The sequence below is a fragment of the Telluribacter sp. genome (genome assembly GCF_035998675.1).
In the GTDB taxonomy this organism is placed as follows: domain Bacteria; phylum Bacteroidota; class Bacteroidia; order Cytophagales; family Spirosomataceae; genus Telluribacter.
This window is the reverse complement of record NZ_DASYHI010000024.1, coordinates 367,637-394,197: the sequence shown is the minus strand read 5'-3', so window position 1 is coordinate 394,197 and position 26,561 is coordinate 367,637. Positions and strand designations below refer to the sequence as shown.

Annotated in this window: 22 protein-coding genes; 15 read left to right on the top strand and 7 right to left on the bottom strand. The window is 51.8% G+C overall.

The features are described from left to right. Positions 1-7: 7 nt before the first annotated feature. Both VGN67_RS23375 and VGN67_RS23370 read right to left on the bottom strand, forming a co-directional pair. The gene (locus VGN67_RS23375) at positions 8-2,452 is read right to left on the bottom strand and encodes a penicillin acylase family protein (RefSeq protein WP_327489766.1); all 2,445 of its coding nucleotides are present in this window, start codon (positions 2,450-2,452) and stop codon (positions 8-10) included. A 33-nt stretch (positions 2,453-2,485) separates the two neighbouring features. Beyond that, on the bottom strand, positions 2,486-3,232 hold the full coding sequence (locus VGN67_RS23370) for a copper homeostasis protein CutC (RefSeq protein WP_327489764.1): 747 nt from the start codon (positions 3,230-3,232) through the stop codon (positions 2,486-2,488). A gap of 335 nt (positions 3,233-3,567) precedes the next feature. Between VGN67_RS23370 and VGN67_RS23365 the strand changes: the two genes are divergently transcribed. Then, positions 3,568-3,789, top strand: a complete 222-nt coding sequence (locus tag VGN67_RS23365) for a DUF2795 domain-containing protein (protein WP_132122348.1) — start codon at positions 3,568-3,570, stop codon at positions 3,787-3,789. Positions 3,790-3,842: 53 nt separating this feature from the next. On the opposite strand, the gene VGN67_RS23360 is transcribed toward VGN67_RS23365, so the two are convergent. Continuing rightward, a complete protein-coding gene (locus VGN67_RS23360; protein WP_327489756.1) occupies positions 3,843-4,379 on the bottom strand; it encodes a beta-carotene hydroxylase in 537 nt (178 codons plus the stop codon). 190 nt (positions 4,380-4,569) lie between these two features. On the opposite strand from VGN67_RS23360, the gene VGN67_RS23355 reads away from it, so the two are divergent. From VGN67_RS23355 to VGN67_RS23325, 7 genes are all read left to right on the top strand, one after another. After that, positions 4,570-5,211: an ATP-binding protein gene (locus VGN67_RS23355; protein ID WP_327489754.1), complete on the top strand. Its 642-nt coding sequence runs from the start codon at positions 4,570-4,572 to the stop codon at positions 5,209-5,211. 250 nt (positions 5,212-5,461) lie between these two features. Beyond that, on the top strand, positions 5,462-7,216 hold the full coding sequence (locus tag VGN67_RS23350) for a tetratricopeptide repeat protein (RefSeq protein WP_327489752.1): 1,755 nt from the start codon (positions 5,462-5,464) through the stop codon (positions 7,214-7,216). Next, positions 7,206-8,057 carry a DUF4292 domain-containing protein gene (locus VGN67_RS23345; RefSeq protein ID WP_327489750.1) on the top strand — a complete coding sequence of 284 codons (852 nt, stop codon included), beginning with the start codon at positions 7,206-7,208 and terminating at the stop codon, positions 8,055-8,057. The genes VGN67_RS23350 and VGN67_RS23345 overlap by 11 nt, the downstream gene beginning before the upstream one ends. Positions 8,058-8,154: 97 nt before the next feature. Then, entirely contained in the window at positions 8,155-9,504 is a 1,350-nt protein-coding gene (locus VGN67_RS23340; RefSeq protein ID WP_327489748.1) for a murein hydrolase activator EnvC family protein, read from the top strand. A gap of 109 nt (positions 9,505-9,613) precedes the next feature. Next, entirely contained in the window at positions 9,614-10,432 is an 819-nt protein-coding gene (panB, locus tag VGN67_RS23335; RefSeq protein ID WP_327489746.1) for a 3-methyl-2-oxobutanoate hydroxymethyltransferase, read from the top strand. 1 nt (position 10,433) lies between these two features. Continuing rightward, a complete protein-coding gene (locus VGN67_RS23330; protein WP_327489744.1) occupies positions 10,434-11,165 on the top strand; it encodes an RluA family pseudouridine synthase in 732 nt (243 codons plus the stop codon). 4 nt (positions 11,166-11,169) lie between these two features. Next, positions 11,170-11,466, top strand: coding sequence for a DUF6787 family protein (locus VGN67_RS23325; RefSeq protein ID WP_327489742.1), 297 nt, complete (start codon positions 11,170-11,172; stop codon positions 11,464-11,466). Positions 11,467-11,571: 105 nt separating this feature from the next. On the opposite strand, the gene VGN67_RS23320 is transcribed toward VGN67_RS23325, so the two are convergent. Continuing rightward, entirely contained in the window at positions 11,572-11,736 is a 165-nt protein-coding gene (locus VGN67_RS23320; protein ID WP_327489740.1) for a hypothetical protein, read from the bottom strand. Positions 11,737-11,964: 228 nt separating this feature from the next. On the opposite strand from VGN67_RS23320, the gene mutL reads away from it, so the two are divergent. From mutL to VGN67_RS23295, 5 genes are all read left to right on the top strand, one after another. Further along, on the top strand, positions 11,965-13,854 hold the full coding sequence (gene mutL / locus VGN67_RS23315) for a DNA mismatch repair endonuclease MutL (RefSeq protein ID WP_327489738.1): 1,890 nt from the start codon (positions 11,965-11,967) through the stop codon (positions 13,852-13,854). A gap of 63 nt (positions 13,855-13,917) precedes the next feature. Further along, positions 13,918-14,703 carry a rhomboid family intramembrane serine protease gene (locus tag VGN67_RS23310; protein ID WP_327489736.1) on the top strand — a complete coding sequence of 262 codons (786 nt, stop codon included), beginning with the start codon at positions 13,918-13,920 and terminating at the stop codon, positions 14,701-14,703. A gap of 3 nt (positions 14,704-14,706) precedes the next feature. Further along, positions 14,707-15,624 carry a rhomboid family intramembrane serine protease gene (locus VGN67_RS23305; protein ID WP_327489734.1) on the top strand — a complete coding sequence of 306 codons (918 nt, stop codon included), beginning with the start codon at positions 14,707-14,709 and terminating at the stop codon, positions 15,622-15,624. 96 nt (positions 15,625-15,720) lie between these two features. Then, on the top strand, positions 15,721-17,652 hold the full coding sequence (dxs, locus tag VGN67_RS23300) for a 1-deoxy-D-xylulose-5-phosphate synthase (RefSeq protein ID WP_327489732.1): 1,932 nt from the start codon (positions 15,721-15,723) through the stop codon (positions 17,650-17,652). A gap of 178 nt (positions 17,653-17,830) precedes the next feature. After that, positions 17,831-19,138: a Gfo/Idh/MocA family oxidoreductase gene (locus tag VGN67_RS23295; RefSeq protein ID WP_327489730.1), complete on the top strand. Its 1,308-nt coding sequence runs from the start codon at positions 17,831-17,833 to the stop codon at positions 19,136-19,138. Between the two features lie 130 nt (positions 19,139-19,268). Here VGN67_RS23295 and VGN67_RS23290 read toward each other — a convergent pair whose 3' ends face one another. Then, a complete protein-coding gene (locus VGN67_RS23290) occupies positions 19,269-19,781 on the bottom strand; it encodes a hypothetical protein (protein WP_327489728.1) in 513 nt (170 codons plus the stop codon). Positions 19,782-19,960: 179 nt separating this feature from the next. On the opposite strand from VGN67_RS23290, the gene VGN67_RS23285 reads away from it, so the two are divergent. After that, positions 19,961-20,686 (top strand): DUF1080 domain-containing protein, encoded by a 726-nt coding sequence (locus VGN67_RS23285; RefSeq protein WP_327489726.1) that lies wholly within the window; start codon positions 19,961-19,963, stop codon positions 20,684-20,686. Between the two features lie 85 nt (positions 20,687-20,771). On the opposite strand, the gene VGN67_RS23280 is transcribed toward VGN67_RS23285, so the two are convergent. Both VGN67_RS23280 and VGN67_RS23275 read right to left on the bottom strand, forming a co-directional pair. After that, complete coding sequence (locus tag VGN67_RS23280) at positions 20,772-21,557, bottom strand: NIPSNAP family protein (protein ID WP_327489724.1); 786 nt, start codon at positions 21,555-21,557, stop codon at positions 20,772-20,774. A gap of 126 nt (positions 21,558-21,683) precedes the next feature. Further along, positions 21,684-22,718 (bottom strand): type IX secretion system membrane protein PorP/SprF, encoded by a 1,035-nt coding sequence (locus VGN67_RS23275; protein ID WP_327489722.1) that lies wholly within the window; start codon positions 22,716-22,718, stop codon positions 21,684-21,686. A 227-nt stretch (positions 22,719-22,945) separates the two neighbouring features. Between VGN67_RS23275 and VGN67_RS23270 the strand changes: the two genes are divergently transcribed. After that, on the top strand, positions 22,946-26,560 hold the full coding sequence (locus VGN67_RS23270) for a PKD domain-containing protein (RefSeq protein ID WP_327489720.1): 3,615 nt from the start codon (positions 22,946-22,948) through the stop codon (positions 26,558-26,560). The last annotated feature ends 1 nt before the right edge of the window (position 26,561 follow it).

The window sequence follows — 26,561 nt, the reverse complement described above, 5'->3', positions numbered from 1 at the left end:
CTATCGTTTAATTTTTCTTCATTACTACCCTGGAAGTAAGCCGGGGGTGGTTCTGGTCCGGCGACTGCAGGTACAACAATTCATTCAACTCCCCTTTTTCCCACTTTTCGAGCAGGTTGAGGTAGTAGGGGCTGCCCGGATTGCCCGACTGCCCACCCGGATAAATACCGTAGGCTTTCGGCTCCGGCCCCAGCTCCACCACCATCCGCCACGAGGGACCGTGGTGCTTGCTGGTGGCATTGACGATACTTCCACCGCCGCCATTCCGGACGGGCAGTGCGTTGAAGGGTTTCAGCATCCGGGTCAGGTGTCGTATCTCGGTATCTTTTACCAGCGCCCACTGCCACTTTGGGCCCATGGGGCCGTGGTGTATGCCTAGGGTATCCAAAGCCGCCTTGAAACTACCCGCTACTACATCCTGAATGGTTTCGCGGGCGGGGGTCCGGACGTTATCGAACCAGCGGGCATCGGGCTGGTTAATTAACATGTATAAGGTGCGGTCGCGCGTCGGGTAGCGCATACCAAGCGAGTCCGACGAGAATTCATCTTTCCAGATAGCGTCCGCCAGGGTTGGGTACCACTCTTCAAAAATAGAGGCCGCCACCGAGGTAGGCTGGTTCTGGTAGTCCCACTGTTCCAGTGTGTGTACCGTTGCTTTTTGGGTAGCAGTCAGAGGTACTGCTTTCACGTACCTGAGTAAAGTAGGCAGTACGTTCCGGGCCAGTACATTGAAGTTATCATTCTGCAGCATTCGCAGGCTGTCGGCAGTAGCCCCGTTCATGGCCTGTAGCCGCTCATTGATCCGGACGCCCCGCTCCGACGGAGCCTGCCGCCAGTTAATGTAGTAAGGATACGAAGGGTCCACCGACGACTGATTGGCCGAGCTGACAAAGCCGCGGGCCGGGTTACGCACGTGCGGATTCTGTTCCATGGGTATCCAGCCCTGCCAGTCGTGGGCCGGATTGCCACCGTCGAGCAGAAACTTGCCCTGCTGCTTCCATTTCAACGGAAACTTACCATTGACGGTAATCCCGATGTTTTTACTATTATCTGCGAATACGAAATTCTGGGCCGGGCCCACGTAATGCGTGAGCGCCTGGCGGTAATCATCGTAGTTAGTAGCACGATTGAGCGCGTGAAACGTCAGGAAGTTGTTACCAGGCTCGTGCCCGATCCACTTTACGGCCATGGTGGGTCCGTGGTGCTTTTCGCCCTGGTAATAGGCTACGGGGCCGTGGTGGGTATAAACCACTTCTTCCCGCACGGGTTCCTGCCCTTTTACCCGTATGAGTTCCTCCCGCTTGCTGGTTGGCTTCCACTGGTTGTCGTGCCAGTAACTGGTACGGGCCTCATCGCCAAAGCGGACCTCGTACAGGTCCATCACGTCGGCGTCTACGTTGGTTACGCCCCAGGCTACATTTTTATTAAACCCAATAATAACGCTGGGTATGCCCGGCAGCGACACTCCGTACACATTAACATCCGGGCCTGATAGCTGTACCTGGTACCAGATGGAAGGCAGGGTGAGCTCCAGGTGCGGGTCATTGGCCAGAATGGGGTATCCGGTGAGGGATTTCTCGGCCGCGATAGCCCAGTTGTTACTGCCCAGCCCTTCCACGGGCCGCTCAGATAGAGCGGAGCGGTCTACAATGATCGTTGAATCAGCCGGTAGTACATCCCGGGGCGGGGCCGGAAGCGGCAGGGGTGTAAAATCCAGCGGAGTACCTTCGGGTATAATGGGGCTTTCCTGAAAAACCGGATAGTTCGGAAAAAGGTCGTCTACTACCTGCTTTCCGTAGGTTTTCAGAATATTGGACATCCTGAGGTCATCCGCCCGACCGGCCAGCGTCAGGGTCATCTGCTCTAGCATCAGCATACATTTGACCGGCTCCCAGGGCTCCGGTGCGTAACCCAGTAGTTTAAACTCCACGGGGTAATCCTTCGGTGCCAGTTGCCGGATGTACTCGTTAACACCCGCCGTATAGGCCAGCATGGCTTCCCGGGAGTCAGGGTTACTCAGCGCCAGCTTCAGATTGGCCTCGGCTCCGTAGCCCAGTCCCAGGCGCCGGTTCTGCCGGTCCATCTCCAGCGTTGCCGGTCCCAGTACTTCCGACAGCCGCCCGGCGGCGGCGCGGGTCTGCAGGTCCATCTGCCAGAGGCGGTCCTTGGCCGTTATGTACCCCTGGGCGTAGTAAAGATCGTAATTGTTTTTTGCAAAGATATGCGGCACTCCTATGTCGTCGAAGCGGATAGCAACCTCCTCGCGCAGGCTGTCCAGCTTTAGCTCTACTACCGTGGAGTCATCGGAGCGTAGGGTTTCTCCATTTTGCCAAAAGCCGGTAAAGGGGCTTACAAAAGGACCCAGAGCGGGTACCGGCCCCCAGGAGCGACTAAGCGCGTAAACCAAACCTATTGTAATAATTACACTTAAGAATGCTTTTACAATTTTCATAAGAGGGTTATATGATAAAAGAAACAAAAGAGCTTACCGCTCCGATTCTATCCGTTTAACGGCCTCGACCAGCGATTTAATCCGCAAAGGGTCCGTGTACAGTATACTTCGTTCGTCGGGTACTTCGCCCGCCATGGATATATCGGCCGGAAAGTAGGTCTGTCGGCCCGGACGGAAGGCTTTTCCGGTAAGGTGCAGGGCATGTACCCCGGCGGACAGAAGTAACGGAGCATTTTCAGCATGTACCCCCCCTCCGGCCATGATTTCTATCCGGCCGTCGGCCTGCTCCACGAGTTGAGCCAGTACTTTCCGCCCCTGCGGGGCCGTGGGTTTCTGGCCGGAGGTCAGGATGCGCTCGGCCCCGCTATCAAGTGCCATTTCGAGGGCTTCCAGAGGATCGGGGGTCAGGTCAAAAGCCCGGTGAAAGGTGACGCCCAGAGGAGCCGCCCGCTTTATCAGCTCGCGGGTACCTGGTACATCCACGCGGCCGTCGGGCTTCAGTACACCCAGTACCAGTCCGTCGGCACCCAGCCGGCGGGCTGTATCTATGTCGCGCCGCATAACCTCCAGCTCGTGTTTATCGTAGACAAAATCTCCTCCGCGCGGGCGAATCATAACGTACAGGGGCAGCCGCAGCTGCTCCCGCACCAGCGCAATCAGGCCGGCGCTGGGAGTAGTACCTCCTTCTCCCAGTCCTCCGCAAAGTTCTATCCGTCCGGCTCCCGCCAGTTGAGCATTAAGGCACGATTCCAGCGAATAGGCGCATACTTCAATGATCATTGGCTGCTAATCAGGAATTGGGGTTTAAAATCTGAAAAATAGTAAACATTTCGGATAGGAAATTCTTTTAGTAGGTAATAAGCAAAAAAACAAACCCTGAAACGGTGCCGACCTGGTACACCAGGGAGGGCGATAAAAGAAAATTGCCAGGATTTTGTTTTTTTATTAAATAGTTAGATACCTTTAAATCAGACGATTAATCGGACATAGAAAAATATTTTTTACAATCAAAAATTTTTTCTATAAAATCTTGTTAAAGATTACCGAGAGAAGCAAATTTTCATACTTTTGCACTCCAAAAATTTTTCGTATCATTTAATCGAAAAGACTTTACTATGTACTGGACACTTGAACTAGCATCGTACCTTGAAGATGCGCCATGGCCAGCTACCAAAGATGAGCTAATTGACTTCGCCATTCGTACCGGAGCACCATTAGAGGTAGTAGAAAACCTACAGGAACTGGAAGACGACGGGCAGCCCTATGAAAGCATCGAGGAAATCTGGCCGGATTATCCCACCAAGGAAGATTTCTTCTTCAACGAAGACGAATATTGAAACACAAGCGGCGCCCTTTATGGCGCCGCTTGTGTTTCAATATATTGGTTGATCTATTCTTTGGGGGTATCCACTAAGACGTCAGCCGCTGAAACGTCAGCCGCTGAGCCGTCAGCCGCTGAACCGTCAGCCTTTCTAAGGCTGGCGCGTTCGTACTTTTTAGGAGCATACAAAAACCCGAAAGCTTCTGCCCCTTCCCGAACGTGTACCTTGTGGTGAACGTAGTGCGCCTTCATAATGCGCTTCATGTAGCGGCTCCGGGGTTTAAAACTGAGCCTGATCCGGCGGTGTACCAGTATATCGTGAAATATAAAGTACGACAGGCCGTAGAGTGTCACGCCAAAGCCTATCCACATAAGTGGCCGCAGGGAAGGTACCTCCGACCCTATTATAATGGTAGCCGTAGCTACTACTCCAAAAATCACACTGAACAGATCATTCTTTTCCCACCAGCTTTTGTGGGGAGCATGGTGTGACTCATGCCAGCTCCACATGGGCCCGTGCATGATATACTTGTGGGTAAACCAGGCGAAGCCTTCCATCAGCAGGAAAGTCCCCAGCATCAATAGTACATTTGTAAGTTGCTCCATTATCCGTATTTCCGAGGGTTAGATTCGTGAGCTAATTCCAAAAAATATTCCTGTTTCGGTCCATCCGGCTCACCTTCAAAAAACGATTTGTAGGCAAAGATTGTTAATAAAATATATTTCTTTTATCGCTTTTTGAAAAGTAAGGAAATCCTTACCTTTAAATAGCACAGGCCTCAATTCCGACCAGGTAATGGATGTTCGATCGCTTAAAGAGTTAGTAAGGCAAGGAGAGGGGGACCATCTGGAATTCAAATTGAAGTCCAACCATCCCGAACGAATTGTCCGAGAAATCGTAGCCTTTGCCAACTCCGGAGGCGGTAAGCTGCTGATTGGGGTTGGGGATGACAAAACGGTCAAAGGTCTTAAGTACGCCGACGAAGATGAGTATATTCTGGTGCGCGCCATTGAAAAATATTGTACCCCCCAGATCAGGTACCGCATAGAAAGAGTACCCCTGACCGACGAGCGGGATGTGCTGGTGTTTCATATCCCTCACAGCCCCGACAAACCCCACTATGTACTGGACGAGCAGGGCAAGCGGCGGGCCTACGTGCGCGTAGCCGACCGCTCGGTACAGGCAAGTTGGGAAATGCGCGAAATTATGCGGCGGGCCCGCCAGGAACGCGATGTACGCTTCCAGTACGGAGAAAAAGAACGTACGCTCATGCAGCTACTCGATAAACAGAAAAGCGTAACGGTAGACTCATTTGCTTCTACGGCGGGCATTCCCCGAAACATGGCTTCCCGTACACTGGTACTGCTCGTGCTGGCCAATGTACTGGAGGTGCATCCTGATGAGATGGTTGATCACTTTACCATGGCCATGCTCTGAAGCAAGTACTTAGGAGACCTGGCCGGTACACTACAACCTCAGCCGCTACGTTGACTTATTAATATAATAATAAAGTAAAAGGTACTCTCCGGTGCTGTTTATGGGTCGCTTCGAAACAATAATCCGGTACTTTTTCAGTTAAATCAGTCAATGCCATGAGTAGTTCTTCTGCGTAACCCACCTAAATACTATATATTTGTTTGGTACTGAAAGCTAATCCACAGGAAGCTGGGTATGATAATTAGTAGATATGAGGACAGAATATTTGAAAATAGCCGTACTGGTGGGCCTGCTGATCTTTTCCGGCGCGGAGGAAACCAATGCCCAACGCCGGTCCAAAGCAGCACGCGATAAGGAAAAAGTAAGTACCTCTGCCTCCTCCGGCTTTCGGCTGGAAGAAGAGAGCCTGACGGCCGATGGCATGAAGTACATGATGATGGACGAGCCGGTTCGGGCGCTTCCGATCTTTGAAAAACTGGTGAAGCAAAGTCCCGCTGATCCTGCCGGTCATTACCTTATGGCTACTGCTCTCATGAAGCTCGAGCGGCTGGATGACGCCAGCCAAAGTGCCATGAAGGCGTACGAACTGGACCCGTCAAACCGCTTTTACGCTCAGCAACTGGCTGAAATATACAGCAAACGGCGCAAATACAGCGAGGCGGCTCTTATCTACGAAGCGCTGCTCAAACAGGACCCCGCCAACATACAGTACGGAATTGAACTGGCGGCCGTGTATGTATTTAATGACCAGTTTGATAAGGCAATTGCTACCTACGACCAGATGGAGAAATCCATTGGGGTAACCGAAGAAGTCATTCACCAGAAACAGCAGCTGTACCTTCGGCAGAACAAGCTCAACAAGGCTATTGACGAGGCCCGAAAGCTGATTACTGCCGAGTCCAACGAGGTTTCGTACCGAATAGAGTTAGCGGAGCTGCTCATTGCCAACGAATTAGTTAATGACGCTATTGCGCCGCTCGAGGAGGCGCTCCGGCTCAATCCCGACGAAGCGCAGGCCCACGTACTGCTGGCGGATATTTACCGCCGTAAAGGGGACGTTGAGAAATGTAACAGGGAGCTGCGGATAGTATTTTCCAACCCCAACCTTGACGCCGAGCCTAAAGTAAGGGTACTGTCGGGCTACCTGTCTATGCTGAAGACCGACAAAGACCGGAACGAAGCGTTACAACTATCCAAACAGCTCGTAGATACACACCCCAACGAAGCCCGTGCCCTTGTCCTGTACGCGGACCTTCTCGTGCAGCACAACCGCAAGGCCGAAGCGCGTGATATGTACAGCAAAGCGGCCCGGGTCGACGGCTCCGTGTTTGAAGTATGGGGAGCAGTACTACAGCTTGATGGCGAACTCAATCATGTAGACAGTCTGCTGGTCCACTCGGAGCAGGCCCTGGAAATGTTCCCCAATCAGGGTATGTTCTGGTACTCCAACGGCTCGGCTCACCTGGTTAAGCGCAACTATAAGAAAGCGGTAGCCGCCCTGGAAGAAAGCCGGAAGCTTATCAACAACAACCCGCAGCTGATCCCGGTTATCAATGCGCAGTTGGGCGACGCCTACAACGGCCTGGGCGATCACTCCAAGTCCGACTCTTCCTATGATCTGGCCCTTAAGGAAGACCCCAATAATGACCATGTCCTGAATAATTACAGTTATTTCCTTTCCCTCCGAAAAGAAAAACTCGACCTGGCCCTGCAGATGTCTGAAAGGCTGGTGCAGCGCAATCAAAACAACCCTACTTTCCTGGATACCTACGCCTGGGTACTGTACACGCGTAAAGAATACAAAAAAGCTAAACAACATTTGGAAAAAGCCATTCAACTAAAAGAAAGTGTGAGTGGTACCATCATTGAGCATTACGGCGACGTGCTGTTCCAGTTGGGAGAGCGGGAGAAGGCCGTAGAGCAGTGGAAAAAAGCCAAATCCATGGGCGAGGCAAGTGATCAGATCGATAAAAAAATCACAACGGGAACCCTGCATGAACAGTAAGATTAGCTGGTGGCTGGGGGCGCTCGGCTGCTTGTGGCTTACCGCTTGCCATAAGCCCCGCACCCGGTCTACCCAAAGTGAAGTACTTGTTAAAACAGATTCAGTAAAGGTAACCACGGCCGATTCCGTTCGGGTGGATTCCCTGGCTAACCGGGCCGCCGAGGAAGGAAATAAAATCAATATTCAGGTAGAAGAAATCAACTACAACTACCTGCTGGCCCGCTCCAAGTTTTCTTTTAAGAGCCGCACGCAGAATATAGACAACGCCAACGTAAATCTTCGGATGAAGAAAGATAGCATCATCTGGCTATCGGTTACCGGGGCTGGCTTTGAGGTAGCACGCGGTATCATTACCCCCGATTCTATTATTTTTCAGGATAAATTTCACAAAGAGTACTTTGTTTATGATTACCAGCAGCTCAGCCGCCAGTTCAACTTCGAGCTGAGCTTTCCGCTGTTACAGTCCCTGATCCTGGGCAACCTGCCGCTTCCCCGCGAGCCCGATCAGAAAATCCGCCGCGAAAAAGACTACCTGTTACTTCGCCAGAAGGAAGGCCGCATTATGATTGATAACTACATTGGCGAAAAAAACCGAAAACTCCGGCGCCTCCAGGCCGTTGAACAGCCTTCCCGCAACTCCCTGACCCTGGACTACGAAGACTTTAAAGAGCTGAGTAACTACTTATTTCCGTACACCAGCCTGATTACTCTGGATGTGCAGTCGCCCCAGGATCAGCAATATTACCAGACGGTCATTCGTATCAAACACAGCAAGGTAGAACTAACGGACACCCCGCCCGGATTTCCGTTTACAATACCCGCCAGTTATAAAAGAAAGTAGTAAATAGGGGATTAAAAAGGATAGGTTAGGGCTAAACTCCCAACTCTGCTTACCTTTGCCGATAAGAAGGGGTTAAGCACTCCTAAGAACTAGTATCATGCGTTTTCATAGTACCCTACATCGTGGTTTTCTTTTTATCCTGCTCCTGACGGCCATCAGCAGCATCGGAGCCTTTGCCCAGAAAAGCCGTCAGCAGCTCGAACGGGAAAAGCGGGAGAACCAGGATAAGATGAAAGAGATACAGGGAATCCTGCAGAAAACCTCTTCCGAAAAAAAGGTAAGCGTAGGCCAACTGCGAGCGTTAAACCAGCAGATTACGACCCAAAAAAAACAGATAGATCTGCTTTCGGATGACCTGCAGCTGCTGGATACCGAACTGCGTAACCTGGAAGAAGCCCGCCGCGAACTGGATAATGATCTGGTAAAGCTTAAAAAAGAGTACGGCCAGATGATCTACGAAGCTTCCAAGCGCAACGCCTATCTCAACCAGCTGGTTTTTCTTTTCTCGGCTTCTACGTTCAATCAGTTTGTACTTCGCTACAAGTACCTGAAGCAATACACCGAAGCCCGGCAGGGGCAGGTGAAGCAGATGGAAGAGGTACAGCAGCAACTGGCCCAAAAGCGCGAACGCATTACTTCCAAAAAGCAGCAACAGCAAAAGGTACTTACGACCCGCGTGGGGGAAGCCCAAAAGCTGGAAACCCTCAAGGCAACGCAGGACGAGGTGGTAAAGGAACTATCCCAGCGGGAAACCCAGCTCCGGGCTGAGCTGGCCGCCAGCCGCCGCGCGGCCAATCAGCTAGAATCTACGCTCCGCCGACTGGTAGAGCGCGAGATGCGCGAGCGCGCCGAACGGGAGCGCCGGGAGCGGGCAGCTAGAGAAAGAGCCGAGCGGGAGCGGCTGGCCCGGGAAAAGGCGGAGCGGGAAAGAGCCGCCAGAAACGGTGAAACGCCGGCGGTAGTAGCCGAAGCCCCTGCCGCCGAAAAGGCGGAGCCCGCCAATACGGGAGGGATGACCAACGAAGAGGTGGCCCTGGCGTCTTCTTTTACCGCCTCGCAGGCGCGCCTGCCCTGGCCCGTAAAAGGTTTCGTGTCGGACCACTTCGGTCGTAAGGCCCACCCGGTTCTGAAGGGAGTAGTGGTCGATAATCTGGGGGTGGACATCCAGACCAGCAACGGCGAATCTGTACGGGCCGTGTACGACGGGGTGGTACTGGACGTGACCGATATGCCCGGTATGGGCAATGTAGTAGCTATTCAGCACGGCGACTACATGACCGTATACGCTAAAATGCAGAACGTGTCGGTCCGCACGGGGCAGAAAGTGAAAGCCCGCGAGCCCATAGGCACCGTAGCTACCGACAGCGATGGTACCTCTGAACTGCAGTTCCAGATCTGGAAAAATACAACCCGACTCAATCCGGAGCAGTGGCTCCTGCGGCGGTAATCAGCTATCATACACCCTTTGGTATCAGGTGGTACCTTGTTGTGAGGGACCAGAGCTTACTAAACCAATGGCAGACGGCCCCGCCCGTCTGAACGTTAACTAAAGCCTTATGTCCGTACATAAAAACGATATAAAACGGGTCACGACCCATATCATCCAGGAGATGAAACACCGGGGCGAAAAGATTTCCTGTCTGACCGCCTACGATTACTCCCTGGCTGGTATTGTCGACGCCGCCGGTATTGAGCTGATACTGGTGGGGGACTCAGCTTCCAACGTCATGGCCGGTCACGAAACTACCCTTCCCATTACGCTGGACCAGATGATTTACCACGCGGCCTCGGTGGTGCGGGCCGTAAAGCGGGCGCTGGTGGTGGTAGACTTACCTTTTGGTTCTTACCAGGGCAATTCCGAAGAGGCGCTTCGCTCGGCCATCCGCATCATGAAAGAGTCGGGGGCTCACGCGGTGAAGCTGGAAGGAGGCCTGGAAGTAAGGGAGTCGATTATCCGTATTCTCAGCGCCGGCGTACCCGTTATGGGGCACCTGGGGCTTACCCCGCAGTCTATTTATAAATTTGGCACCTATACCGTACGGGCCAAGGGCGAAGCCGAAGCACAGAAACTGCTGGAAGACGCCCAAATGCTCGACGAAACCGGTTGCTTTGCGGTAGTACTGGAAAAAATTCCTTCGGCGCTTACCAAACAGGTGTCGGAAAGTATTACCATACCTACCATTGGCATTGGGGCTGGCCCGCATGCCGACGGGCAGATTCTGGTACTACACGACCTGCTGGGCCTTACCAAAGAGTTTAAACCGCGCTTCCTGCGACGCTACGCAGACCTGAACGGCATTGTACACGAGGCTATTTCCAACTACGTGGGCGATGTGAAAGGCCGGTCTTTCCCCAACGAAAAAGAATCGTACTGATATGGCAAAATATCCTTTTCAGGTAATATACGAAGACAACCACCTGATAGTGGTCAACAAAGAACCGGGTATACTCGTACAGGGCGACGCCACCGGCGATGCCTGCCTGCTGGACCTGGTCAAAGACTATATTGCCGACAAGTACCAGAAGCCCGGCGCGGTGTTTCTGGGTACTGTACACCGCCTGGACCGCCCGGTAAGCGGGCTGGTGGTATTTGCCCGTACTTCCAAGGCGCTGGAACGCATGAACGAGCTGTTCAGGAAGCGTGACGTCCAGAAAATTTACTGGGCCATAGTACGTAACCGCCCTCCCGAGCCCAAAGGGAAGCTGGTACACTGGCTATCCAAAGACGAGTCCCGCAATGTAACGACTGCTTTTGACTACGAAGCCCCCGGTACCCAACGCGCTGAGCTGTCGTACCGGGTACTGGGTGAAGTTAACAAGCATCATCTGCTGGAAGTGACGCCTGTTACGGGTCGTCCGCACCAGATCAGGGTACAGCTGGCCAGCATGAACTGCCCCATCCGGGGCGATGTCAAGTACGGCTACCCGAGGGGGAATCCGGACGGTAGTATCAACCTGCACGCGCGCCGCCTTTACTTTGTGCATCCGGTCAAAAAAGAGCCGCTTATCTGCCGGGCGGGGGTGCCGGCTAATCCGTTCTGGGAGGAGTTTCTGTCCCTCGATGACGAAGTAATCAAAGACGAGAACCTGGGCTTTCTCTACGAATAAAAGTATGTGGGAGAAACTTAAGCTTCGCTGGAACGTTCAGAGCGGCTGGGATGTAGCCGTTATCCTGCTAGTGTTTGCCTGCACCGGCTTTTCGATTATGTACATCAAGCGGGCGCTTTTTGATTGGGTTGGACTCACCGAAGCCGCTACCTGGCTCCGCTGGACCGCCAATATCTTTGTTATCCTACCCCTGTACCAGGTCGTGCTGCTAGCCTGGGGGTGGCTCTTCGGCAAATTTGAATTTTTCTGGCAGTTCGAGAAAAGAATGATAGCCCGCATGGGCGGGCTATTCAGGCGGTAAATTTATAGTGTTAAATCCTTTCTCAGGAGCTGTCTCAGGATAGCAGGGCTTTCCCGTCAGTCACCTGTTCAACCTTCACCGGCCCGTGTGAGGCAGCGGCAGACGCTATAAATCCAGGTCCAGCCACATGCGGTGGACCATTTTTTCTACCGTCATCATGATGCCCTGAACGGCACCAAAAACAATACACAGCGGCAAAATAATGGGCAGGAAAATTAACCACTGCAGGGCTCGGGAGTGGTTAAACTTTTTTGAACCGGGTATCTTCATCACAGAAGGGATTTTAGTAGTAACATTCTTTTCATAAACGCAATTTCACTCTCACAATGCTATACCAGAAGACGACAACGTTCTTCAATAAATCAAAAATAATGCTCATTTTTTTATATACCAAATCTTTATTGCAGATGTTGCTACCAGCTGTAAAAAAGATACTATCACCTTACAAAATAATGTTGTTAATTTGTTAACGTAACCAAGCTCAACCAACTTTGCGGAATGACTACCTCTGATATCATACATTTACTACCGGATTCGATTGCTAATCAGATCGCGGCGGGAGAGGTAGTGCAGCGGCCGGCTTCTGTTGTCAAAGAGCTCCTTGAGAACTCGGTGGATGCCCACGCCCACAACATTCAGGTTATTATTCGTGACGCGGGCAAAGTACTTATTCAGATTATTGACGACGGCGACGGCATGTCCGAAACCGACGCCCGCATGTGTTTTGAGCGCCACGCTACGTCCAAAATCAGGAACTCCGACGACTTGTTTCGTATCCGGACTATGGGGTTTAGGGGCGAAGCCCTGGCGTCCATTGCGGCGGTGGCTCAGGTAGAGCTGCGCACCCGCCGGGCCGATGACGAGCTGGGTACTCTGATCCGGATTGAAGGCTCGGACGTAAAGCTACAGGAGTCGGTCGCTACCCTGCCCGGTACCAATCTGCTGGTAAAAAATCTTTTTTTCAACGTACCCGCCCGCCGCAATTTTCTTAAGTCCAATTCGGTAGAGATGCGGCATATTCTGGATGAATTTCAACGGGTGGCGCTGGCGCATCCGGAAGTAGGATTTTCGCTTTACCATAATGACGTCGAAATTTTTAACCTGTACCCGGGCAAGCTCGTACGGCGTATCGTGGATATGTTCGGCAAGAATTACCGGGAGCAGCTCGCCTTCTGCCAGGAAGATACTTCCTACATCAGCGTGCGGGGCTACATCGGCAAGCCCGAGTTTGCCCGCAAGACGCGCGGCGAGCAGTTTTTCTTCGTTAATGAGCGTTATATCAAGCATAGTTACCTGCACCATGCCATCATCAGTGCCTACGACGGTACTATTCCGGAAGGGAGCCATCCTTTCTATGTACTCTTCATAGAAATTGACCCCTCCCACGTTGATATCAACATTCACCCCACCAAAACCGAGATCAAATTTGATGATGAGCGCTCGGTATACGCTATAATTATGGCGGCGGTCAAGAAGGCCGTAGGGGTTTATAATATGACGCCCCCGATCGACTTCGAGGATAACGTTAATTTTCTCGTCCCGCGTATCAGCCCCAAAACCTCTCCTTCTCCGGCGCCCCGTCCGGTACAGCCCGACTGGGCGGCACAGCCCAAAGACAACGATACGCAGCGCCAGCGTGGTAACCTCACCAACTGGAACAAGCTATTTGAAGGGCTTAAGTCGACCGAGGAAGAGGAAGTGCAGCAGGCAGCCATTGAACTGGACCCGTCGGTTGCTACCCGGCCTTCCTACAAGCAGCAGGCCATGACCGTAGCCAGTAAGGTGAACCGGCTGGCCTCCGAGACTATCACGGCGCCCGACGGAGACGCCGTTCTGTTCCAGCTGCACAACCGGTATATCCTTTCGCAGGTAAAGGAAGGGGTTATGCTTATTGACCAGAAAGCCGCTTACGAACGTATCTTGTATGAACGGTACCGCCAGATGCTCACCAAGCGCAACGGCGCCTGCCAGCAACTGCTGTTCCCGAAGTCGGTACGGTTGTCGCCCGCTGATATGCAGCTGGTAGGCGAAACCCGGAACGAAATCAGGAGCCTGGGTTTTGAGTTTGATGAAATTGGCCCCAATGAACTGATCGTACGGGGTATTCCGGCCGACCTGCCCGACGAAAGTGAGCAGGACCTGTTTGAAGAGCTGATCGAGCAGCTTAAGCAAAGCTACTCGGACCTGAAACTCAACAAACCCGATAGCCTGTCGCGCTCGCTGGCCCGCCGTTTTTCGGCGCGCTATGCCGTCAGGCTGTCCCTGCTCGAGATCAATACCCTCATCGATCAGCTTTTTGCTTCCTCCGACCCTAACCGGACCCCCGGCGGTGAGCCGATTATCGTTATGCTTACCATGGACAAGCTCAACGGCTTGTTTAAGGGGTAGCCGAAACGAAATCAACATAGAAACAGTTACTACTTAAGTACTTATATATAGTCCTGGAGATTCATGCTAACGCTTACACCGGTTGTTCGTAATTTACTGATACTGAATATTGTATTTTTTATATTAGATGCTTATATTATCAACCTGACGCCGGGTTTTGCCCTCTACTCGTTTCTGTCGCCATCGTTCCTGCCCTACCAGTTTGTGTCGTACATGTTCCTGCACGGCGGCTTTGGGCACCTGTTCGGGAATATGTTTGGTTTGTTCATGTTCGGACCAATGCTGGAGCGGATGTGGGGGCCCAAGCGGTTTGTATTCTTTTATTTTTTTACCGGAATCGGCGCGGGACTGCTGTTTTCGGTCATAGGATATTTTGAGATGACGCAACTGAGGGAGGCGGTACAGACGTATGTTCAGTATCCGACGCCCGAAGGGCTGGTGGACTTTATGAGCAAGCATGCTAAAGACTACTACCAGAGCAACCTCGACCTGTTGAACCAGTTTGAGGAGAACCCTACCAATAGTAGTATTATTCAGACTAGCGTCAGTTTTGCCCAGAGTCTTTATCAGCACCAGGTGAATATCCCCATGGTAGGCGCTTCGGGCGCTATATTCGGAATCTTGATGGCATTTGGATTATTATTCCCCAATACCGAAATTTTCCTCTTGTTTTTCCCGTTTCCAGTCAAAGCGAAATATTTTGTAGCTTTTTATGGACTTTATGAGTTATATTCAGGTATACAGAATGTTCAGTCAGACAACGTGGCCCACTTTGCGCACATCGGGGGTATGGTGTTTGCCTTTATTCTTTTGAGGTACTGGAATACCCGAAGTAAAAATTTCTATTGAGCAATGAGTGGAGTTTTTGATGATTTCCGAAGAGAGTTTTCTAAATCAGACAATGTCCTGATTAAGATTATCCTTATCAATGGGATAGTCTTTCTGTCGTTGCTGCTGATTAAGGTAATCTTTACGCTGGGGCAGTCATCCAATGTATATCAGTGGTTGATTGACATGCTCCGGCTTCCCGCTTCTCCCGTAGCGTTTATTTACAAGCCCTGGACTATTATTACGTATTTCTTCACCCACGAAGATTTCTTCCATATCCTCTTCAACATGCTCTTCCTCTACTGGTTTGGCAGGCTGGTTGACGAGTACCTGGGTGCCCGGCGGCTGGTGGCTTTGTATATTCTGGGAGGAATTACGGGAGGACTGATTTACATGGCTATTTACAACCTGCTGCCTTACTTTCAGGCTCAGGTAGTAGGCTCCCGCATGCTGGGGGCTTCGGCGGCGGCCTTCTCGGTAGCGGTAGCGGCTTCTACCCTGCTGCCCAACTACACCTTCAACCTGCTCTTTATCGGCCCAATCCGGATCAAGTACATTGCTTTTTTCTATATCATACTCTCGGTGGCGCAATCCATCGGGCCCAATGCCGGTGGTAACCTGGCGCACCTGGGGGGCGCACTGCTGGGATACGCCTTTATAAAACTGTTACAGACAGGTACTGACCTGGGCAAGCCCGTTTATACGGTTATGGGGGCCTGGCAAAAGTTGTTCCGGCGGCGTGCTCCCATGCGGGTAACGTACCGCGAGAAGCAGGTTTACCGCAGTACCACCCTCTACTCCTCCGCTCCGTCTTCTTCAGTCGTAGCCATGCCCGATCAGGACGAAATTGACGCCATTCTGGACAAGATTTCAAAGTCGGGCTACGAAAGCCTGACCAAGGAGGAAAAACAAAAATTGTTCAGGGCCAGTCAACAAAAGTAAAGGGAGGCTGCTATGCCCCTGCTTTTTCTTAACTTTGAACACTTTTTAACTAGTGATAGTTACATCAACACATTTGACAACCAATCTCTAAGAGGTATGCTCATTACGCCCGGAAAGCTGCTGGCAAGTATTGATTCACCCGAAGATTTACGTAAGCTGGACCGTACGCAACTACCCCAGGTGTGTAATGAACTTCGACAATACATAATAGATAATGTATCGGTCTATGGTGGGCATTTTGGTGCCAGTCTGGGAGTAGTAGAACTCACGGTGGCCCTCCATTATGTGTTCAATACCCCCGACGACCAGCTGGTTTGGGACGTAGGACACCAGGCTTATGGCCACAAGATCCTGACCGGCCGGCGCGACAACTTCAAGACTAACCGCATGTACGGCGGACTGTCGGGCTTTCCCAAACGCAAAGAAAATCCTTACGATACCTTTGGGGTAGGGCATTCTTCTACCTCTATTTCGGCGGCGCTGGGTATGGCCGTGGCCTCAGCTCTGGAAGAAAACTACCAGCGCCAGCACATCGCCATTATCGGCGACGGAGCCATGACCGCCGGTCTGGCCTTTGAGGGGATGAACCACGCCGGTTCTACGGATTCAAACCTGCTGATTATCCTGAATGATAACTGCATGGCCATTGACCCCAACGTGGGCGCTCTGAAAGAGTACCTGACCGACATTACCACCTCCCATACCTACAACAAGGTACGGGATGAGGTGTGGAACCTGCTGGGTAAAATGAGCACCTTCGGCAAAAGCGCACAGGAAATTGTCTCCAAGGTTGAAACCGCCATGAAGGGCGCCCTGCTGCGACAGAGCAACCTGTTTGAGTCGCTGGGCCTACGGTACTTCGGCCCCATTGACGGCCACGACATAGACCACCTCACGGCTGTACTCAACGACCTGAAAGATATACCCGGTCCCAAAATCCTGCACTGCATTACCGTCAAGGGCAAAGGCTACGGCCCGGCCGAAAAAGACCAGACCAAGTGGCACGCACCGGGGCTATTTGATAAGGTAACCGGAGAAATTCAGAAAAAAATATACGATACACCCCAGGCACCTAAGTACCAGGATGTCTTTGGTCATACGCTGGTAGAGCTGGCCGAACAAAACCCCCGCATAGTGGGTGTTACGCCAGCCATGCCGTCAGGCTCTTCCCTGAATATCATGATGAAGGCCATGCCGGACCGCGCCTTTGACGTAGGTATTGCCGAGCAGCACGCGGTGACTTTTTCGGCGGGTATGGCTACCCGCGGCGAGGTAGTGTATTGCAACATTTACTCTACCTTTATGCAGCGCGCCTACGACCAGGTCGTACACGATGTGTGTATCCAGGAGCTGCCTGTTATTTTCTGCCTCGACCGCGCTGGCTTTGCGGGAGCCGACGGCCCTACGCACCACGGAGCCTACGACATTGCCTACATGCGCTGCCTGCCGAATATGATCGTATCGGCGCCCATGAATGAGCAGGAGCTCCGTAACCTGCTATACACCGCCCAGCTGGATAAGGTCCAGAAAGGTAAGCAGGCCTTTACAATCCGGTACCCGAGAGGTCAGGGTGTGATGCCGCAGTGGCGCACTCCTCTGGAAGAAATTCAGGTGGGTAAAGGCCGCAAGGTACGTGACGGGGAAGACATCGCCATTCTGAGTATTGGTCACGTTGGAAACTACGCCGTGGAAGTTAGCGATACGCTCGCCAAAGAAGGCATTAGCGTGGCACATTACGACATGCGGTTTGTAAAGCCTCTGGACGAAGCTTTATTACACGAAGTTTTCAGCAAGTTTGACCGGGTTATTACGGTAGAAGATGGCTGCCTGCCCGGCGGCTTCGGTAGTGCCGTGCTGGAATTTATGGCCGACCACGGCTATACCTCCCGCCTGCAACGGCTGGGTATCCCCGACCGTATCGTAGAGCACGGCGAGCAAATAGAACTGCACCACGAGTGTGGCTTTGACCCCGAAGGTATTGCCAAAGCCGTACGGGCCATGGTGGAGCAGGGCATAAAGGTTTTATAGCATACAAAATAATAGCTCACTAAAAGAGGGGTTTGCACGCGTGCAGACCCCTCTTTTTAGAATAAAGCCCAAACTTCCATTACTTTTTTTCCTTCTGCCTAAGGTAGTTATAGCTCCTTAGTCGTCTTATAGAATAAAGTATAATGATTTCAACGCTTTATCCTAATCACCTTGCCTTATGAAGAACCAGGACCACCTATCCCGCAGGGAATTTATCAAAAACTCCGCGGGTGCCGCTGCGGTGCTCACCATCCCTACCATTATTCCGGCCAGTGCGTTTGGCGCCAATGACAAAGTCAGGGTAGCGGTACTGGGCCTCAACGGACGCGGGCAGAACCATGTAAGTGGTTATTCAAAGCTAAGTAATGTTGAACTGGCTACTTTCTGCGACCCGGACAACACCGTACTTCAAACCCGCGCGAAGGAATTTGAAGCCAAGGCAGGCAAAAAAGTAAAGACCGAACAGGACCTGCGTCGGGTACTGGAAGATAAATCCATTGACGTAGTGAGTATTGCTACGCCTAACCATTGGCACGCGCTGGCTACCATCTGGGCCTGCCAGGCCGGCAAGGATGTGTACGTGGAGAAACCCGGCTCGCATAACTTTGCCGAAGGCCGCAAAATGATTGACGCCGCCAAAAAGTACAAGCGCATTGTACAGCACGGCGTACAGCTTCGTAGCTCAGAGGCTATGAAAGAGGCTGTAAAGCACCTGCGCGACGGCCTGATCGGGAATGTGTACATGGCTCGGGGCCTGGTGTATAAGTGGCGTCCGGATATTGGCGACAAAGGTACCGAGGCAGTACCAGCGGGCCTGAACTATGACCTCTGGACCGGTCCGGCCGAAATGAAGCCCTTCTCCCGTAACTATGTACACTACAACTGGCACTGGAACTGGAACTACGGCAACGGCGACATTGGCAACCAGGGTATTCACGAAACGGATATGTGCATGTGGGGACTGGGTGTAGATAGCTTCCCCGAGAAAATTACTTCGGCCGGTGGTAAATTCCTGTGGAACGACTGCCAGGAAACTCCGGAGGTACTTTCATCTACCTATATTTACCCGAAAGAGAAAAAAATCATTGAGTTTGAGGTACGCCCCTGGATGACCAACAAGGAAGACGGCGTAGACATCGGAAACATATTCTACGGCAGTGAAGGGTACATGGTCGTAAAAGGCTATGACTTCTATGAAACCTTCCTGGGCCGTGACCGCAAGCCGGGCCCTACCCGCAAGGCCGGTGGCGACCACTTCAAAAACTTTATTGACGCCGTGGTAGCCCGCGACACATCCATCCAGAACGGACCCGTCGAGACCGCTCACCTGTCGTCGGGGCTGGCGCACCTGGGCAACATCGCCTACCGCACCGGCCGCGCCCTTACCTTCGACCCCAAAACCGAGAAATTTGTGGGTGATAAGGAAGCCGACGCCATGCTTACCCGCAAGTACCGCGCGCCGTTTGTACTACCTGAAACTGTGTAAAGGCTGGTACTTACTATTGCAAAAACGGCTCGTACCTGAAAAGTACGAGCCGTTTTTGTTTTTTTAAGTTCAAGTATGCCAATCCCATTGTGGATTATCGTGCTGGGTAGTCAGCCAAAAACAAGCCACCTCACCGCACCGTCTGTTTCCAGATAAACGGAATATGAATGGGGATGAAGTTGACCGACTGGTAAAACTGAGGCTGGGTTACCTCTATTTTGGTTTGCGTAATGATTTTTTCCATCTCCTCAAAATCCTGAGCCGTTAAAGGAGTGTCCCGAGGAAACATAAACGTCACTTCTTTAATTTGTCCATTTTTGAGGATATACCATTGGGTAAAAACATTAGGCAGCGTTTCAAGCGAAATGTTTCGTTGATTCACCAAGTAGTCTTTTACCTTTTTTGTAACTTCTATTTGTGCTTCTTTCCACGACAATCCCGACAATTTCAAAGTGTCCAATCTGTAATTTGGCTTTTTGCCGGTAAACTCCTTTTTCTCATTATTAAGAAAAACTGTATTTTCCATTTTTTTTACGTTATAGGTTTGGTTCTTTGACTTAACGGTAGGTTTATCAAAGTTCTGGGCCAGTGCTGCTCCAAAGAAGCAAAATGTAATTACCGTTAAAAAGATTTTTGTCTGCATGACTTTAAATTAGGACAATTGGGAATAGAAACAATGGATTTACCAGCTGAGAAAACAGTATCTATTCTTTCAGTTACCTTCGAAGCCACATTAGCCGGAAGAAAAAGCTCCTTTGCCATCGTATACATTATTATATAGATTTGTAATATATCAATTCTATAACTTTTAAATTAACAAATATGAGATTCCAACGGTATTGGTACCTGCTGCCCCTGGTAAGTAGTAGTCTTTTACTTTATTCATTCGCGGACGTTAACCCCAATGAGTTGACAGCCCAGGAAAAGAAAGATGGATGGAAACTCCTGTTTGACGGAAAGACTACTAAAGGCTGGCACCTGTATAATAAAGGCAAGGTCACGTCGGCCTGGACCGTCCGGAATGGGGAGCTCTACTGCATGCCAGATAATTATAAGGTTGAACATGGGGATTTGGTTTCGGATCAGCAATATGAAGACTATGACCTTCAATTTGAATGGAAGATTTCCGAAGCTGGCAATAGCGGTGTCTTTATCAATGTTTTAGAAAGAGAAGATCTTCCCACAGCCTGGGCTTCCGGCCTGGAGTACCAGTTACTTGAAAAATCGCACTACGACAAAGGGGCAAGTGATAACAAACAGGCTGGCTGCCTGTACGGGTTTTACCCACAGAAAAATCCGGCGCCGGACAAACCAGCCGGGCAATGGAACCAGTCACGTATTACTCAGAAAGATGGAAACATCCAATTTTATCTGAACGGGGTACTTACCGCAGAAGAAGACCTGACATCCGCAGGCTGGAAACAGGTGGTAGCTGATAGCCACTTCAAGACTTTCCCGGAGTTTGGAAAACACACTAAAGGGCATTTGGCGCTGCAGGATTGGTCCAAAGGCATTTCCTTTCGTAATATCAAAATAAAGGAGCTTTGAACCAGCTCTTGGTACATTAAAGCTGAAAGGGAGCACGCCGGTACATACTAGCGTGCTCCCTTTCAACTAAACAGGTAGACAGGTACTAGATATCCGAGTACTCCGTTGGGCGAAGGTGGAACATCTCCAGCTTGTTCATATTGTCTTTGTACTCCGGCACATCTTTCAGCTTGCCCCAATCCGGGTCGTTGCTGAAAGCCTTCCAGTGTTCATCGCGGGAAGCCTTGTTGGCAAAAGCGGTCATGTACATGAGGTTGGGCATCCGGCGGCCCGCAAGTACCTCTCCGTAAAATACCGCGTTAAAGCCCAGCTTATTGAAAATACCTATCTCACCGCCCGTATTAAACATCTTGACTTTATTAAGGTACCGCTTCTCCGAAGGGCTCTCGTAGCTTCGCAGTTCGTATACGCGCTCGCTCCGCGGTGCGTCCAGGGCGGGCTTCTGGTGCTGGGGCATACCCGAAAAAGCCTGCAGAAGAATAGTTTCGTAGCGCACGTAGGTCGGGTCTTTAAACTCCGACTCAAGGTAGTCTTTTCCGGCTGTCTGGTATTGCTTGTCTTTATCCAGTGCCTGCGGAAGCTTTGCCAGCTGGTCCAGTGAGCTCATAGGGGTAAAGACATAGATGCGTTTACCAAAAGCCGTATCGGACTCCACGGGTTTGAATACGCCTATGTTTTTGATACCCGCCCGACGCAGTGCCGGCAGATAGGCGTTTTTAAGGTAATTTTCCATGCGCTCTTCCTGCGCTTTACCCGATAGGTGATAAATCCTGATTTCAAAAAACTCACGTTTGGGTGCCTGGGGACCAGCGTATGCGCTGAATTGGAAAAATGCAAAAGAAACAACAAACAAGCTAAGGTAATTCCACATAATGATTAGATAAGTGATAAATAAAAATGAGTAAAATAGAAGTCACATCCGTACCTCTATTTACTCATACAAAATCTGGTTTCTTTCGGCTAAACTTCCTTCCATTCCCCGGAGAAGTACCTTCCGTCAGAACTTGGGACAGGAAAGCTGCTTGTCCTTACGCCGGAAGCGCTTGGCTCTGGGAGAAAGATTTTCAAACAGATACGACAGCGATATTTCGTGCGCTCCCCCGCTGCCAAAGCCCAGCGTAGAAATGGTGGCGTCGTAGCTATACCCTACCGAAAACTTATCCTGCCTGAATCCCGCCAAAACAATGAAAGACTCGTGGTTGTTGATATTTTCAGCATACTTCTTAACCGGAATACCCCGGTACCAGGCCCCGAATACCATGGGCGCATAGGTCACGTAGAGGCCGGCGTCGAACTGGTCAAACTTGCCCTGGGACTTGTACATAACAGCCGGTGAAATGGTTTTTTCGCGGTCTATCTCGTTACCCAGGTAGGTATAGCCGGCAAAAGGAATACGAAGCCCCGCGTGAAAGCTGGTTTTCATCGGCAGCCGCGCTATTTCCATACTAGAAAAAGCCTGGTTGGGGCGGTTCATGTGGTGTACCGCTACGCCCGCCCAGTACCAATCTGAAAACATAAGTGCCCCCGACGAAAAATCGGCGTAGGATACCTGCGGAAGTCCGTTCTGTACCAGCGGCTCCAGCGTTGGATTACCCATATACCCCTGGTTGGAGTACTGGTCGCCAAAGGTAAGTCCAAAGTAGTCGAGGGTACGGGTGGCGTAGGACCCCTGTAAACCCATTCGAACGAAGGTTTCTTCGTTGAGTTGAACCTGGTAAGAATATTGCAGCCCTACCTCCATAGACTTCAGGTTACCCATTCCCTGGCTATCGGAAGTTACCAGCAAGCCTACCCCACTGTTAATACTTGCTAAGTGCAAATCGGCGCCGAATGAGCTTGTGACAAAGTTTGCCGACAGGGCCGGCCATTGATTACGGTAGTTTACAGTAGCCCGCGGTGCCAGCGCACTGCCAGCCATAGCGGGGTTGAGATAGAGCGGATTAGCGTAAAACTGTGAAAATTGCGGATCTTGGCTCCAACCTTCCAGCACGCATAGGGTCAATGTTGTGAGTAGTAGTAATCTCTTTATCATAGGAAGCTCTCAATTCAATAAATACCACAAATAGCCTGCCGCAATCATATTAAGGACAAAATTTAAAAAATTATTCACAAATTATGATGACTTTACGTATTAAAGATTCAGAGGGGGTGCAAATGGTACGAAAGCCTGACAAAATTTTAGAAATTTATTTTCGTTAAACCTTACAGAGATTGAAAAGAGCAGAACATAGATACGTGGTTTTGAGTATGTAACGAAACATGAAGTGGATTTATAATATTTACAGCAAAATTTTTTGGATAGTATGCTTTGGGCTGCTCTTGTGGGGTAACTTCGCAAAAGCCCAAACCCCTTCATCCGCACCTTTTGTGGTAAAAGGACAATGCATGGCCAATCCTAACTGTGTGGACGACTCTACCTCGTTCAGTGATACGCTGAAAACCGCGGTAGCGTGGCAGTGGAACTTTGGCGATGCCAATAACCCCGACAACAATACCTCCACCCGCCGGAACCCCCAGCACTCCTACTCGACACCAGGTACCTATCAGGTTACGTTGGTACGAACGCGGCAAAACGGCAGCAAGGATAGCCTCAGTGTACCTATTCAAATTGGTGAATTACCTCCCTCTTTTCAGAACTGGAAGCCGGATACGACCATCTGTCCCGACCAGACCATTACCCTGGACCCCTACCCAATGGGTGGTGCGCCCGCCGGAGCGAAATTTATCTGGTATCCCAAGGGTGACACCACCCAAACCCTGGAAGTAGACAGTTCGGGTTGCTACTCGGTAGAGGTGATACTGCCCAACGGCTGTCGGATTCAGGACCGGGTAAACGTCAAAATTTGTCTCGAACAGGCGGGACAGGAGGGAGCCAAGTGGTTTTTCGGTTCCAATGCGGGCCTTGATTTTGCCAACGGTGCCCCTACCGCTATTACCGACGGAAAGCTTAATACCCCGGAAGGTACCTCGTCCATTGCCAATTCCAAGGGGCAGCTCCTCTTTTATACCGACGGGTTAGTCATCTTTGACAAGGAAGGGAATGAAATGCCGTGTCTGGCGGATAGTTGTCAGACCTTGAAAGGAAGCAAAAAGTCTACCCAGTCGGCCCTGATTGTACCGCAGCCCACCTGCCGGGGCTGTGACTACCTTTACACCGTATTTACCACCACCGACATCAATGACTCTACCCAACTGCTAACCACCAGCGTAGTGGATATGCGCCGTGAAGGGGGTAAAGGGGCCGTGGTTGAACAAAACACCGTGCAGCAGCAGAATACCACCGAGCGCCTGGCCTCGGTCCGGAACGACGCCGACAGTACCTACTGGGTTATTACCCACGACTACGGTACCAACCGGTTCCGGGTGTTTCATGCTACTACGGGTGGCCTTACCGAAAGCGGTACCTACGACCTGGGTTTGGCCCATGACACACCGGAAAAGGGAGAGGGTTACATGAAATTTTCATCGCCGGACAGTACTACCGGGCAGCGGAGGCTGGCGGTTGTAGTACCCGGTCCACCCCAGAATTACGTCGAGCTGTTTACCTTCTCCGACTCTACGGGTAAGCTCGAATACGAACGGACTATTAACCTGGGACCGGCCCCGCCCAAAGCCTACGGGGTGGAGTTTTCGCCCGATGGAGAAAAACTGTATGTTTCTTACAGCGGAAACGGCAAAGATACGGCCTCGCTGCTGGTACAGTATGACATTAGTCTCGGGGACTCCGCCCTGATTTCCGAATCCCGCATAGTCATAGACAGTACTAAGACGGAAGTGTTTGGGGCCTTACAAATTGGCCCGGACGGACGCATATACCTGGCCGTAGAGGGAAGTGACTACCTGGGGGTTATCAATGCACCCGACGGTAATTCAATCACCGGGGTTGATTTTGAGCTTGAGGGAATAAATCTGGGGGGCAAGAAAAGCCAGTTGGGACTCCCGAGTTTAGTGCAGAACTTCACCGAACAGCAGGATGGTCCCGGCTTCCAGGCCGACGGCTTTTGTACGGGTGCCCCCACGATGTTTCAGGCAAGCCCGCTTTGTCAGCCCATTGAAGATATGTATACCTGGACCTTCGGCGATGGCAGCGCACCTAAGTCAGGTAAGGAAACCCAGGTACAGCATACCTACCAGAATCCGGGTATCTACACCGTTACGTTACGGGCGGTCAATCGTTGTAAGGACACAACCTTTACGCAGCAGGTAGAGATATTTGCTACGCCGGAGCCCATAGACCTGGGCCCCGACCAGGACCAGTGCCGCAAGAGCATTGAGCTGAACGCCAACGTAGAGGCGGAGCTGTTTGTGTGGTTATATAACGGACGGCCCATCAGCCGGGAGAAAATACTACAGGCCACCGCTACCGGTCAGTACGTAGCCATTGCGGCCAACGGCCCGCAGGGCGCCTGTTTCCAGGCCGACACCGTGGAGCTTACCATCCGGCGGCCGCCCAATTTCTCGCTGGGCCCCGATACTACCCTGTGCCGCGATAGCTCCATTGTGATTACTGCTCCCGGCCAGACCTGGCGCGAATTTAAGTGGAACACCGGCGAAACTACCCGGGAGATCACCGTCCGCCAGCCGGGTGTATATTTTGTAGAAGTAAAAAATGCCAACGACTGCTACAACGAAGATACGCTGGAAGTAGTAGTGCGCCCCCGGGCCCGCATTGCCGCTGACCTGCTTCCCCCCACCGGCTGTACTACCGCCGACGGAGCCATTGAAGTCAGATCCGTGAGTCCGCAGGGTACCTACAACTATACCTGGACCCGACCGGATAATACTCCGCTGGGGGCCAATGCCCTGCTGACCGGCCTGCGCGAAGGCTCTTACCAGCTGCGCGTAAGCGGTAGCCTGCAGTCCTGTACTACCGACACCAGCTTTGCCCTGCGCTCAGCGGCCAATCCGTTGCGCATGACGCCTGTGGTGGATAATGCCGCCTGTACTCAACCGGACTCGGGGTCTATTGGCCTGAATGTGACCGGGGGGCAGCCTACTACCTACCGCTGGCTCAACAGTACCGGGCAGGTAGTCAGCAACAGCGCTACGGCCAGCAACCTGGTACCGGGGGCCTACAGCCTCGAAACCTCCGACGCGGGCGGCTGTACCTTTACGCTGTCGGGTATTGTGGTAGGGCTGGACCGGGACAACCTGGCCCGTCTGGCTCCCGTTTCGGGTAAATGTACCGACGAACCCGTTGAGCTGGTTCCGCTGACGGTGAACTTCCCCGGCAACCAGTACCAGTGGAGTACCGGAGCCACCACCCGTAGTATCACAGTACTGCAGGATGGTACCTATACCCTCACCGTCCGGAACCCGGCGAATGGCTGCGAAGCCAGCGACCAGGTGGTGGTCCGGTCGACCCCGCCACCCACCGTAGAACTGGCTCCTGAGTACCCGCTTTGCGTGGCGGAGTCGGGCCTGGCTACCCTGCTGGCCCAGGGCCGCAGCAACATTACGTACCTCTGGCGGCATTCGTCCGAAACCACCCCCCGCGTTACCGTCAGCCGTACCGGCCAGTATGTGGTGGTAGCTACCAGCCCCGAGGGCTGCTCCATTGAAAAAATTACGGAGGTAGTGGACCGTTGCGAGCCGCGCGTGTACATTCCCGATGCGTTTACGCCCAACGGCGACGGACAGAATGACTTCCTGGATGTATTTGGCCTTTATTTCAGAAACTTTAACATAAAAATATACAACCGCTGGGGGGAGGTTATCTTTGCCGCCAGCAGCATAGAGCAGAAGTGGGACGGTACCTACCGCGGTACCAGGGTACAGCCGGGCAGCTACGCCTACGTAGTGAGCTTTGGCAGCGAGTACTATCCTGAGCGCAGTCCTGAGGTTGTGCGGGGGTCGGTGATGGTGATACGTTAAT